14 protein-coding genes and 1 pseudogene are annotated in these 12,113 nt (G+C 72.2%); 5 read left to right on the forward strand and 10 right to left on the reverse strand.

The annotated features are described in order from the left end of the window. Positions 1-158 precede the first annotated feature (158 nt). From ABZS66_RS54310 to ABZS66_RS54355, 10 genes are all read right to left on the reverse strand, one after another. Positions 159-659, reverse strand: a complete 501-nt coding sequence (locus tag ABZS66_RS54310; protein ID WP_354771579.1) for a DinB family protein — start codon at positions 657-659, stop codon at positions 159-161. A gap of 97 nt (positions 660-756) precedes the next feature. After that, positions 757-2,385 carry a phosphoenolpyruvate--protein phosphotransferase gene (gene ptsP / locus ABZS66_RS54315; protein WP_354771581.1) on the reverse strand — a complete coding sequence of 543 codons (1,629 nt, stop codon included), beginning with the start codon at positions 2,383-2,385 and terminating at the stop codon, positions 757-759. Then, the gene (locus ABZS66_RS54320; protein WP_354771583.1) at positions 2,382-2,651 is read right to left on the reverse strand and encodes an HPr family phosphocarrier protein; all 270 of its coding nucleotides are present in this window, start codon (positions 2,649-2,651) and stop codon (positions 2,382-2,384) included. Before ABZS66_RS54320 ends, ptsP begins: the two co-directional genes overlap by 4 nt. Before the next feature lie 10 nt (positions 2,652-2,661). Continuing rightward, complete coding sequence (locus tag ABZS66_RS54325; RefSeq protein ID WP_354771585.1) at positions 2,662-3,702, reverse strand: zinc-dependent dehydrogenase; 1,041 nt, start codon at positions 3,700-3,702, stop codon at positions 2,662-2,664. Further along, a complete protein-coding gene (locus ABZS66_RS54330; RefSeq protein ID WP_354771587.1) occupies positions 3,699-4,133 on the reverse strand; it encodes a PTS sugar transporter subunit IIA in 435 nt (144 codons plus the stop codon). Before ABZS66_RS54330 ends, ABZS66_RS54325 begins: the two co-directional genes overlap by 4 nt. Further along, positions 4,126-4,434 carry a PTS lactose transporter subunit IIB gene (locus ABZS66_RS54335; RefSeq protein WP_238015261.1) on the reverse strand — a complete coding sequence of 103 codons (309 nt, stop codon included), beginning with the start codon at positions 4,432-4,434 and terminating at the stop codon, positions 4,126-4,128. The genes ABZS66_RS54330 and ABZS66_RS54335 overlap by 8 nt, the downstream gene beginning before the upstream one ends. Before the next feature lie 6 nt (positions 4,435-4,440). Beyond that, the gene (locus ABZS66_RS54340; RefSeq protein ID WP_354771589.1) at positions 4,441-5,583 is read right to left on the reverse strand and encodes a PTS mannitol transporter subunit IICB; all 1,143 of its coding nucleotides are present in this window, start codon (positions 5,581-5,583) and stop codon (positions 4,441-4,443) included. Between the two features lie 11 nt (positions 5,584-5,594). Further along, complete coding sequence (gene pfkB, locus ABZS66_RS54345; protein ID WP_354771591.1) at positions 5,595-6,548, reverse strand: 1-phosphofructokinase; 954 nt, start codon at positions 6,546-6,548, stop codon at positions 5,595-5,597. Beyond that, the gene (locus tag ABZS66_RS54350) at positions 6,545-7,306 is read right to left on the reverse strand and encodes a DeoR/GlpR family DNA-binding transcription regulator (RefSeq protein ID WP_354771593.1); all 762 of its coding nucleotides are present in this window, start codon (positions 7,304-7,306) and stop codon (positions 6,545-6,547) included. Before ABZS66_RS54350 ends, pfkB begins: the two co-directional genes overlap by 4 nt. 9 nt (positions 7,307-7,315) lie before the next feature. Further along, a complete protein-coding gene (locus tag ABZS66_RS54355) occupies positions 7,316-7,897 on the reverse strand; it encodes a hypothetical protein (protein WP_354771601.1) in 582 nt (193 codons plus the stop codon). Positions 7,898-8,007: 110 nt separating this feature from the next. Between ABZS66_RS54355 and ABZS66_RS54360 the strand changes: the two genes are divergently transcribed. The 5 genes and pseudogenes from ABZS66_RS54360 to ABZS66_RS54380 form a co-directional block, all read left to right on the forward strand. After that, positions 8,008-9,138, forward strand: a complete 1,131-nt coding sequence (locus ABZS66_RS54360) for a histidine kinase (RefSeq protein WP_354771595.1) — start codon at positions 8,008-8,010, stop codon at positions 9,136-9,138. After that, a complete protein-coding gene (locus ABZS66_RS54365) occupies positions 9,135-9,764 on the forward strand; it encodes a response regulator transcription factor (protein ID WP_354771597.1) in 630 nt (209 codons plus the stop codon). The genes ABZS66_RS54360 and ABZS66_RS54365 overlap by 4 nt, the downstream gene beginning before the upstream one ends. 26 nt (positions 9,765-9,790) lie before the next feature. Beyond that, a complete protein-coding gene (locus tag ABZS66_RS54370; RefSeq protein WP_238015268.1) occupies positions 9,791-10,108 on the forward strand; it encodes a metalloregulator ArsR/SmtB family transcription factor in 318 nt (105 codons plus the stop codon). Then, positions 10,105-10,587 carry an SRPBCC domain-containing protein gene (locus ABZS66_RS54375; protein WP_354771599.1) on the forward strand — a complete coding sequence of 161 codons (483 nt, stop codon included), beginning with the start codon at positions 10,105-10,107 and terminating at the stop codon, positions 10,585-10,587. The genes ABZS66_RS54370 and ABZS66_RS54375 overlap by 4 nt, the downstream gene beginning before the upstream one ends. Before the next feature lie 299 nt (positions 10,588-10,886). Beyond that, positions 10,887-12,113 (forward strand): annotated as a pseudogene (locus tag ABZS66_RS54380) (carbohydrate-binding protein); the annotation flags it as partial.

Raw genomic sequence — 12,113 nt, forward strand, 5'->3', positions numbered from 1 at the left:
TGCGCAGGAATCCGCGCCACCAACGCGGGCCAGGACGGGACCGTGCGCTGGGAAACCACGCAACCAACCCGGGCCAGCGGGGCGATGCGCAGGAATCCGCGCCACCAACGCGGGCCAGGACGGGACCGTGCGCTGGGAAACCGTGCAACCAACGCGGGTCAGGACGGGCGGCGGGAGCCCGTCGCGCCGTCCGCCAGCTCGCGGAGGATGTCCAGGTGGCCGGCGTGGCGGGCGGTCTCCTCGACCATGTGGACCAGGACCCAGCGCAGGTTGACCTCGACGCCCCGCCAGGAGCGGCCTAACTGGTCCAGGTCCAGCTCCGCGATGGTCCTGTCGGCGGCGGCGCAGGTGCGGGCGTAATAGGCCAGGATGTCCTCCGTGCGCTCGCCCGGAGCGGCGCGCATGTCGGCGTCCGGGTCGGCCTCGTCGAACGGCAGGGTCTCGCCCGGGCGGCCGAACGCGTCGCAGAACCACAGCGACTCCACCGACGCCAGGTGCTTCACCAGGCCGATCAGGTTGGTGCCCGACGGGGTCATCGGGCGGCGCAGCGCCTCGTCGTCGACGCCCTCGACCTTCCAGCGCACCGCGTCGCGGTGCCGGCGCAGGCTGTCGTGCAGCACGTCCTTCTCGTTGCCGGTCAACGGCTTCACTTCCACCACGCCCCGGACCCTACGCCCGGGGTACGACAAAAAACCCGGCGCCCGGCGGGGCTCCCACAAGCGGCCCGCCGGGCGCCGGTTCGGTGCAACCGGAAGGTCAGGGCGCCGCCGCTCGGGCGGCCTCCGCGGTGTCGGCGGCCAGGGCCGCCTTGGCGATCGTGCGGCACTCGTCGAGGGTGTGCGCCGCCAGGGCCTCCCGCACGGCCGGGATGCTTCTCGGGGCCATGGACAGGCTGCTGATGCCCAAGCCTGCCAGTACCAGCGCGAAGGCCGGATCCGCCGCGGACTCCCCGCACACGCCGACCGGCTTGCCGGCCTCCGCGCCCGCCGACGCGCAGGCCGCGATGAGCGCGATCAGTGCCGGCTGCCAGTGGTCCAGCAGTTCGGCCAGGTCGCCGCACATCCGGTCGGCGGCGAAGGTGTACTGGCTGAGGTCGTTGGTCCCCAGGCTGAGGAAGTCCACGCCGCGCAGGATCGACGGCGCGCGCAGTGCCGCGGCCGGGACCTCGATCATCACGCCCGCCGTCGGCAGGCCGGCCGAGCGGCACGCCGCCGCGAACGACGACGCCTCCGCGGCGGTGGCGACCATCGGGGCCATCACCCACACCTCGGCCGTCGTCGCGGCGGCCGCCGTGGCGATCGCGGTCAGCTGGGTCGTCAGCACGTCCGGGTTGCGGCGGGCCACCCGCAGGCCGCGCACGCCCAGCGCCGGGTTCGGCTCCTCGGCCATCCGCAGGAACGGCAGCGGCTTGTCGGCGCCCGCGTCCAGCGTCCGCACGACGACCTTGCGGCCCGGGAGCGCGGCGAACACGTCGCGGTACGCCGCGACCTGCTCGTCGAGCGACGGCGGGTCGGTGCGGTCGAGGTACAGCAGCTCGGTCCGGAACAGGCCCACGCCCTCGACGTCGGTGGTGAGGTCGCGGGCCGAGCCGATGTTGGCCAGCAGCGCCACCGGGTGGCCGTCGGCGGTGCGGCCGGGGCCGGTGGACGACGCCGCGCGGGCGCGCCGGGCCTGCTCCCCCGCATTGACAGCGGTCGCTTCCGAAGCAGAGACACCGACAGATACCAGGCCGGCGGCGCCGTCGAGGGAGACGAGCGTGCCGTCCGAGACCGACAGGATGCCCGCGCAGCGGACCACCGCCGGGATGCCCAGCGTGCGGGCCAGGATCGCGGTGTGGCTGGTCGGGCCGCCCTCCGCCGTCACCAGGCCGAGCACCTGCGCGGGGTCGAGGCCGGCGGTGTCGGCCGGGGCCAGGTCGCGCGCGATGAGCACATAGGGGTGGCCGGGGTCGGGCAGGCCCGGCATCGGCAGGCCCAGGCAGGCCGCCACGAGGCGGTCGCGCAGGTCGTCGAGGTCGCTGACCCGCTCGGCGAGGTAGCCGCCGGCGGCCTCGAACGCGGCCCGGTGCACGGCGAGGGCCTCGGCGACGGCGTGCGGGGCGTCGGTGCCGCCGTCGATCAGGTCGTTGACGGCGTCCATCAGCGTCTCGTCCTCGACCATCAGGACCTGCGCACGCAGTACGTCGGCCGCCGTGGGATCCTGGGCGGCGTCCGCGCGGCGGTTGAGGTCGCCGCTGACCGAAGCCACCGCGGCGACGAACCGGTCACGCTCCGACGAGACGTCAGAGAATGCCGGAGCAGGCAGCGCCGGCGGCGGGGCCAGCCGGTGGACCGGCCCCGCCGCGGCGCCCGGACTGACGCCGATCCCCTTCACGTCCGGCGTCATTCCGCGTCCAGGTCCCGGGCGAGCAGCGCCGCGAGGTTGTCCAGCGCGGCCTGCGCGCCGTCGCCGTCGGCCTCGAGGGTGACCTCGGTGCCCTGCTTGGCGCCGAGCGAGAGCACGCCGAGGATGCTCTTGGCCGGCACCGGCTTCTTCTCGCCGGTGCGGATCGTGACCGGCACCGGCAGCTTCGACGCCGCCTCGACGAACAGCTTCGCTGGGCGGGCGTGCAGCCCGCTGGCGGATCCGACGGCGACTGTCCTGGTCGGCAACGTGACCTCCCTACGGTTCGATGGTCACCTTGATCGCTTCACCGCGGGCCACGATGCCGAAGGCGTCGAGAGCGCGGTCGAGCGGCAGGCGGTGGGTGATGAGGTCGGCGACCGGGACGGAGCCGTCGGCGATGAGGCGCAGCGCCTCCTTGTTGTGCTGCGGGCTGGAGCCGTTGGCGCCGACGATCGTGAGCTCGCGGTAGTGCACGAGGTTCGAGTCGAGCGCGATGACCGGGTTGTCCTTCGGCAGGCCGCCGAAGAAGCTGATCCGGCCCTGCCGGGCGGTCATCTGCACGGCCTGCTCCTGGGCGGCGCCGGCCGCGGCGGCGGTGATGACCACGTCGGCGCCGCGGCCCTCGGTGAGCTTGAGGACGGCGTCGACGACGTCGGTCTCGGCGCCGCAGACCGCCGCGTCGGGGCGGACCAGGCCGGCGGCCAGGTCGAGCCGTTCGCGGTTGAGGTCGACCAGGAACACGCGGGCGGCGCCGCGGGCCCGGGCCAGCCGCACGTGCAGGCAGCCGATCGGGCCGGAGCCCATGACCACCACGTCGTCGCCGGCGCCGACCCCGGCGAGCTCCTGGCCGTTGAGCACGCAGGCGAGCGGCTCGGCGACCGACGCCTCGGCGAAGCTGAGCCCGTCGGGGATGCGGTTGAGGCCGTCGACGGCGAGCACGTTCGGCGGCACGATCATGTACTCGGCGAAGCCGCCGTCGAAGTGGTACCCCATCGACACCTGGTTGGGGCAGACCGTCATCCGCCCGCGCCGGCACTCGCCGCAGGTGCCGCACGGGATCGCGGCGATGACCTGCACGCGGTCGCCGGGCTGCCAGCCGGTGACGTCCTCGCCGACCGCCACGACCTCACCGGCGATCTCGTGTCCCATCACGCGGGGCGGCACGATGTGGTGGTGCCCGAAGCGGAAGATCTTCACGTCGGTACCGCACGTCGAGCACGCCCGGACCCGGATCTTCACGTCGCCGGGCCCCGGCGCGGGCTCCGGCGCGTCCTCGATGCGGACGTCGCCGGGAGCGTGGAATCGCACGACTTTCACTGTGTGTCCTCTGTCAGAATCTCGATGACTTCGTCGACCGACCCGGAAGCGCGCAGCCGGGCGGCCGCGTCGGGGTCCATCAGGACGGTCGCCAGCTGGGCCAGGATCTCGACGTGACCGTCGCCGGCCGCCGCGATCGCGACGCAGACCCGCACGTCGTTGCCGTCCCAGTCGACGCCGTCGGGGAAGGACAGCACCGCGAGGGCGTCGCGCTTCACCGACTCCTTGCTGTTCAGCGTGCCGTGCGGGATCGCCACGCCCTCCCCGATGTACGTGGAGATGCTCTGCTCGCGGGCGAGCATCGCGTCCACGTACACCGGGTCGACCGCACCGATCTCGACCAGCACGTCCCCGCACCGGCGGATCGCGTCGTCCCGCGATCCGGCCCGCTCGCCGAGCCGGATCGCGTCGCGGCCGAGCAGGTCAGCCACTCAGCTCACCACCACGCTGCACGGCGTTGACGACCTTGGTGACCGCCGGATCGCCGATGAACACCTGGATCGCCACGATGACCTTGTCGGGGGCACTGACCCGGGCCCGTGCCGCCAGGCCCTTGTGGCAGATGACCACGTCGGCGTCGGCCGGGATCTGGTTGACCGGGGTGTGCTCGACGATCACCGCGTTCTTGGACAGCTGCCGCTTGAGCGTGCTGGCGAGCATCACGCTGCTGCCCATGCCGGCGTCGCACGCGACGACGACCTTCTTGATCTCGGCGCCGTTGATGGTGGGCATCGTGGGTCACGCCTCCTGTCGGGTCAGCTTTGCGTTGACGTTGGCCTGCTCGTCGGGGTTGACGACGGTCTGCTCGTCGGGGCCGATCGCGTCGTCCTCGGCCGGCTCGCCACGGCCGAACCCGAGCAGGACCGAGGCGACCGCGAAGGTGACCGCGGCAGCGATGAGGATGCCGAGGATAACGCCGAAGTAGCCGCCCTTGGGGGTGACCGCCATGTAGGCGAAGATGCTGCCCGGGGACGGGGTGGCGACCAGGCCGGCGCCGGTGACCATGAACGTGCCGACACCGGCGGCGCCGCCCGCGATCATGGCGAGGATCAGCTTCGGCTTCATCAGCACGTACGGGAAGTAGATCTCGTGGATGCCGCCGAGGAACTGCACGATGATCGCGGCCGGGACGCTGGGGCGCAGCGCGCGCGGGCCGAAGAGGAAGAACGCGAGCAGCAGGCCGAGGCCGGGCCCGGGGTTCGACTCGATCATGAACAGGATGGACTTGCCCTTGTCGGCGGCCTCGGCGACGCCGAGCGGGCCGAACACGCCGTGGTTGATGGCGTTGTTCAGGAACAGTACCTTGGCCGGCTCGACGACGACCGACGTCAGCGGGAGCAGGTCGTGGCTCACGAGCCAGTCGGCGCCGTTGCCGGCCTGCTTGGTGAGCCACTGCACGACCGGGCCGATGCCGTACATGCCGCCGATCGCCATCGCGCCGCCGATGATGCCGGCGCTGAAGTTGTCGACGAGCATCTCGAAGCCGGGGCGGATGCGGTTCTCGACCAGGCCGTCCCACAGCTTCAGCACATAGGCGGTGAGCGGGCCGATGATCATCGCGCCGAGGAACATCGGCACGTCGGCGCCGACGACGATGCCCATCGTCGCGACCGCGCCGACCACCGCGCCGCGCTGGCCGTGCACGAGCCGGCCGCCGGTGTAGCCGATGAGGACGGGCAGCAGCACCGAGATCATCGGGCCGACGACCTCGGCGATCTTCGCGTTGGGCAGCCAGCCGGTGGGGATGAACAGGGCCGTGATGAGGCCCCACGCGATGAACGCGCCGATGTTCGGCATGACCATCGCGGCGAGGTGGCCGCCGACGCGTTGCACGGAGGCCCGGAATCCGGTTCCGGTCACCGCTGGGGTGTAGGTCGACACGGGTGTCTCCTTCAGGAGGAAGGTCCGGAGCTGAGCAGGGGGCGGAGCTCGTCCGGGTGGGGGTGGATGGTGACGTTGTGGCGGATCAGGTCGGCGGGGCCGGGCATCCGGCTGCCGGGCAGGCTCACCGCGGCGGCGCCCCAGGCCAGGCCCTCGGCGAGGGCGGCCGAACCCTTGGCGCCCGCGGCGAGGAACCCGGCGAGGAGTGCGTCGCCCGCGCCGACCGTGCTGCGGGGACGGGCCACCGGGCAGCTGCCGGTGACGACGCCGTCGGCGTCGACCAGCACCGCACCGTCGGCGCCGAGGCTGGCCACGACGGTGCCGGCGCCCCAGGCCCGCAGCTGCTGGGCGGCGGCGACCACGTCGCCGAGGTCGGCGAGCGGCGTGCCGACCACCTCCGCCAGCTCGTCGCGGTTGGGCTTGAGCAGCGTCGCCCCGGCCTGGGCGGCCTCGCGCAGGGCGGGGCCGCTGGTGTCGACGGCGACCCGGATCCCGGCGTTGCGCAGCCGGCGGCACAGCTGGGCGTAGGCGTCCGCCGGCAGCCCGGGCGGGACGCTGCCGCACAGCACGACCCAGTCGGCGCTACCGGCCCGGGTGAGCACGCGGTCGGTCACCTCGTCGAACTCGGCGTCGAACATCGCCGGGCCGGGCTCGTTGACCTTGGTGACCGTGCCGTCGGGCTCGGCCAGCGTGATGTTCGACCGGGTCCGGCCCGAGATCGGCACGGCGAGGACCTCCACGCCCTCGGCCTTGAGCAGCCGGACGAGCTGGCTGCCCTCGTCGCCGCCGCACGGCAGCACGGCCACCGACGGCACGCCGTTGGCCAGCAGCGCACGGGACACGTTGACGCCCTTGCCGCCCGGGTCGAGGTGAGCCGCCGTGGCCCGGATGACCTCGCCGCGGGTCAGCGCGCCGATCTCGACGGCTCGGTCGAGGCTCGGGTTGAGCGTGACGGTGACGATCATGCCCGGACGACCCGCACGCCGGCCGCCTCCAGGTCGCCGACCAGGTCGGCGTCGGCGCGGCTGTCGGTGACGATCAGGTCCAGGTCGGCGAGCTCGCCGAACCGGGCCAGGTAGTCGTTGCCGAGCTTGGTGTGGTCCGCCAGCAGCACGGTGCGGCGCGCGGCGCGGATCATCGCCCGCTTGACCGCCGCCTCGGCCGGGTCGGGCGTGGTCAGCCCGCGCTCGACCGAGATGCCGTTGGTACCGACGAACGCCACGTCGACGTAGAGGTCGGCCAGGGGCCGCAGCGACCAGTCGTCGACGGTGGCGAGGGTCTTGCCGCGCACCCGGCCGCCCAGGAGCAGGACGTTGAGGTTGGCGCGGGTGCCGAGGGTGGTGGCGATGACCGGGGAGTTGACCACGACGGTCAGCTCCCGGTCGGAGGGCAGGAGCTGGGCCAGGCGGGCCGTGGTGGTGCCGGCGTCGAGGATGATCGCGCCTTCTTCCGGTACCTCACTGAGGGCCAGCTTGGCGATGCGCTCCTTCTCCTCGATGAGCACGGCGTCGCGGGTCGCGAGGGCGGGCTCGAACCCGATCCGCTCGACCGGGATCGCCCCGCCGTGCACGCGCCGCAGCACGCCGGCCCGCTCCAGCATCGTCAGGTCGCGGCGGATCGTCTCCGTCGTGACGTTGAGCTCGTCGGCCAGGCCCGCCACCTCGACCCGGCCCTTGGCCCGGGCGATGCGGAGGATCTCCTGCTGCCGCTCTTCGGCGTACATGGTGTTGTTTCACCGCCGTTTCATTTTGCTTGTGCTTTGTTTACGCCCGTTTGTGTGGGGAGTCAAGAGTTCAACCACAGAAACCCACACGGGCCAGCCGACGAACCAAACGGCCACGATCAGGCTGAGCCCGCCCTGCATGTTGCGCAGCGCCGCGGTCCGCTCCGCGTCGCCGACCAGCCAGATCCCGGCCTGGAGCAGCGCGACCGCAACCGCCCAGGCCAGCACGGCCTTGCCCCATTCACGCCACTCGTACCGCACCCGCTCCCGCCCGCGCTTCGGCACCTTGTGCGGCGGCGGGCCGCCGGCGAACCGGTGGGCGAAGCGCACGTCGGCCCAGCGGACCATGGAGTGCCCGAACGCGACGGAGAAGCCCAGGTAGGCGGCGGCGAGCGCGTGCGCCTGGCCGGCGGTGCCGCCGCCGCGCAGGTCGACGGCGCTGACGACGAGCAGGACGACGTCGACGAGCGGCGTGGCGAGGAGGAGGGCGGCGCCCGTTCGCTTGGCTTTGAGTGGGTATCGCGCGATCAGGCCGGCGGCCAGCAACACCCAGAAGGCGATCTCACATCCGACGATGAATCCCAGCAGCATGGCTTCAGCGTCGGCGGCGCTCGCGGGGTCGGCCTCGGCGGCGATGACGAACCCGGTGTACATCCTTCGTCGCATACCGCCCGTTCGCCCGGGATGGTGGAATCGGAGCCATGAAGGGGCGCACGCTGGACCTGGTGCTCGCCGGCAGCTGTTTCGCGGCCGGCACGCTCATGTTCGCCATCGGGCAGTACCAGGCCCGGTTCCCGGCGCTGCCCCACTCGGTCCTGCTGCTGCCGCTCGCCGTGTGCTGCGCCGCGGTGCTGCTGCGCCGCGTCTCGCCGGTCGCCTCGGTGCTGGTCGGCGCGGCCGCGGTGGCCGCCGACCTGTGGATCGGCCCGTCGCTCGCCACCGCGCTGGTGTTCACGCAGGTGCTGTACGACGCCTGCGTGCACGGCCGGCCGCTGCTCGTGCGCGTGCTGCTCACCGGCTCGGTCGTGCTGTCGGTCCTCACCGGCGCGGTCGGCCTCGTCGTCGTCCGCGACGCGCGCGGGCTGGCGATCGCGGTGCTGTTCGCGCTCGTCACCGTGGTACCGGTGCTGACCGGCATCCACGTCCGTCATCATCGGGACCAGGCCGTCGCCGCCCGGCAGCTCGCCCGGCTGGCCGAGGCCGACCGGGCCAACGCGGTCGCCGCCGAACGCGCCCGCATGGCCCGCGAGCTGCACGACGTCATCGCCAACCATCTCAGCGCCGTGGCGATCCACGCCACCGCCGCGCTGAGCACCGACCTCGGCCCGGACGGCACGCGCCGGGCACTCACGGTGATCCGGGAGAACAGCGTGCAGGGCCTGGCCGAGATGCGCCAGCTCATCGGCTACCTGCGGGACCCCGGCTCGGCCGGCGACGACCCGTCGGTGGCCGGCCTGTCGGGCCTGGACGCGCTGGTCGGCCGGGCCGAGCGGGCGGGTCTGGCGGTGGATGTGACGGTACTGGGAGCGCCCGCCGAGCTGCCGGCGGGCGTCGACCGGGCGGCGTTCCGGATCGTCCAGGAGTCGCTGACGAACGCGTTGAAGCACGGTTCGGGCGGCCGCGTCGCGCTGTCGCTGGACTACGGGACGTCCGCGCTCTCGCTGCGGGTGCGGTCGCCGTACGTGTCGGCATCCACCGCCGTCGACGGCGCCAGCGCGGGGCTCGTCGGCATGCAGGAGCGCGCCGCACAGCTCGGCGGGACGCTGTCGGCCGGCCCGACCGGCGGGGAGTGGCTGGTGGTGGCCAGGTTGCCGCTGGTGGGGGCCGCGTGATCCGGGTGCTCGTCGCCGACGACCAGCCGGCGGTACGGGCGGGGCTCGTGCTGATCCTGGACGCCGCGCCCGGCGTCGAGGTGGTCGGCGAGGCCGCCGACGGCGCCGAGGCGGTCGACCGGGCCCTCGCGCTGCGCCCCGACGTCGTGGTGATGGACCTGCGGATGCCCCGGCTCGACGGCATCGCCGCGACCCGGCAGCTCGTCGAGGCGGGCCTCACCAGCGTCCTGGTGCTGACGACTTTCGATCTCGACGAGTACGTCTTCGGCGCCCTCCGCGCGGGCGCGGCCGGCTTCCTGCTCAAGGACGCCTCGGCCGCCGACCTGGTGACTGCGGTGCGCACGGTGGCGCGCGGCGACGGGATCGTGGCCCCGGCCGTGACCCGGCGGATCCTGGCCACGTTCGCCGCGCCGGCCGACCCCGAACCGCTGCCGGTGGAGACGCTCACCGACCGCGAGCGCGAGGTGCTCGCCTGCCTCGGCGACGGCCTGTCGAACGCCGAGATCGCCACCCGGCTCGGCATCGCCGAGGCGACCACGAAGACGCACGTCAGCCGCATCCTCACCAAGCTGAACCTGCGCAGCCGCGTGCAGGCGGCGATCGCGGCCCGGTCGCTTGACACGTGACATTTTAGTCACATAACTTTGGGGGCGTGGACGACGATCGCGTCTTCAAGGCCCTCGCCGACCCGACGAGGCGCCACCTGCTCGACCTGCTCTTCGAGCGTGACGGCCGCACGCTGACCGAACTGGAGTCGACCCTCGAGATGACCCGGTTCGGGGTCATGAAGCACCTCAAGGTGCTGGAGGAGGCGGACCTCGTGGTGACCCGCCGGTTGGGCCGGGAGAAGCTGCACTTCCTCAACCCGGTGCCCATCCGCGAGATCCACGACCGCTGGATCGACAAGTACACGGCACACCACGCCGCCGCCCTGCTGGAGCTGAAGGCCGAACTGGAGGAGGACCCGTGACGACGACGCAGGTCTACAAGGTGTACATCAAGGCGACCCCGCAGCGCATCTGGGACGCCATCACGACCCCGGAGTGGACCGCGCGGTACGGCTACCGCGGCCTGGTCGAGATGGAGCTGCACCCCGGCGGCGCCGTCGTGGGCCGCGCCAACGCGGGCATGCTCGCCCTCGGCGCCCCGCAGATCGCCCTCGACGGCGAGGTCCTGGAGGCCGACCCGCCGCACCGCCTGGTCCAGACGTTCCGGATGCTGATGAACCCGGAGCTGGCGGCCGAGGGCTTCACCCGCCTGACGTACGAGCTCAAGGAGGGCAAGGACGGCGTCACCGCCCTGACGGTGACCCACGAGCTCGAGGGCGCCCCCGGCCTGGCCGCGCTCATGGCCGGCCAGTTCGAGGAGCAGGGCGCGGGCGGCGGCTGGGCGTGGACGCTCAGCGAGCTCAAGTCCCTGCTGGAGACCGGCACCGGCTTCACCGACTGAGGCCCGGTCGGCCCGGTGCGCCACCGCGATCGGCGTGCCGGTCCGACCCCTCCCCCGCGTGGTGGCCTAATCATCCAATGTCTCCCGGCGGACAACCGGGGCTCGAACTGGTGGGCAAACCGTCGCACTTCATCATCAAAGCGGACGCAGTAACCAGCAGCCCTGGGCATTGACGAAACCAGACGTCCAATGTTGACTGCTTGTCATTCCCACCGGCGATGTGCGGCGCATCGACGGTGGTCTTCCTATCGCGGACGGTCGACGGCGCGAACCCGGACCCGCGTGACACGCAGAAGGAGATGAACGTGGGCAAGCCCCGCCGACTCGCCCTCCTGGCGGCCGCCACCGCCTTGTTGGGCACCGTCGTCGCCGTGGTCCACGGCGGCAACGCCACCGCGTCGACCACGGACGAGGCGTTCAACACCGGGACCGGCACGCTCGACGTGAACCGCGCCGGTTACCTGTCGAAGCACGACATCGTCTACAACAGCCCGCAGACCAACGCCCTGCACGGGCTGACGGTCGGCAACGGCAAGACCGGCGCCATGGTGTGGAACCAGAACGGCCTCACCATGCAGGTGTCCAACGTGGACCTCTCGCCCCAGTCGGCCTACGCCGCCGGGCTGATCAACCTCAACACCAGTCCCGGCCTGGACACCGGCTACACCACCTACCAGCAGCGGCTCTCGCTCTACGACGGCACGCTCACCACGAAGTACGACAACAACCGGACCATCACCGTGATGGGGGTCCCGGGGTCCGAGGTGATGGGCATCCACGTCGAGGACTCCCGCACCGGGCTGGGCACCACGTCGCTCGACCTGAGCATGTGGGACCCGAACTCCGTCACGAACAGCGCCGACGTGCCGAACCTGACGACCTGGCGCACCGTGAGCACGTTCAACGACAGCAGCGTCGCCGGGTTCAGCCGCGGCGTGCAGGACCCGGGCGGCTTCGGCTACACGTTCGCGGCCACGGTCGAGGGCGCCGCGTACACCACGCAGGTCGTCAACGGCACCCGGGTTCGACTGAACATCACGCCGAGCAGCAGCTACACGATCTGGTTCACCGCGGCCAGCCGGATCAACTCGCCGGGGCTGGACCCCGTGGCGCAGGCGCGCAGCCAGCTCACGGCGGCGAAGAACACGGGCTACCAGACCAACCTGACCAACTACCGCAACTGGTGGCACGCGTTCTGGGACAAGTCGTTCGTGCAGTACAGCGGAGCCGCCGGCACCGGCGACTACCTGGAGAACGTCTACTACCTCTCGACGTACATGATCGCCGCCGGTGGCTACGGCAACTACCCGTACCACTTCATCAACGGCGTCTTCCGGGCCACCCAGGACAACACGAAGTGGAGCAACGGGTACTGGTTCTGGAACCAGCGCGACGTCTACAACTCGTTCCTGGCCTCCAACCACGTCGACCTCTTCGCCACCGAGAACCGGCTCTACAGCCGCAACTACAACGCGCTGAAGGCGTACACCCAGACGCGCTACGGCGTCGCGGACGCACTGTGGGTG

It is taken from the genome of Dactylosporangium sp. NPDC005572 (assembly GCF_040605515.1).
Taxonomy (GTDB): domain Bacteria; phylum Actinomycetota; class Actinomycetes; order Mycobacteriales; family Micromonosporaceae; genus Dactylosporangium.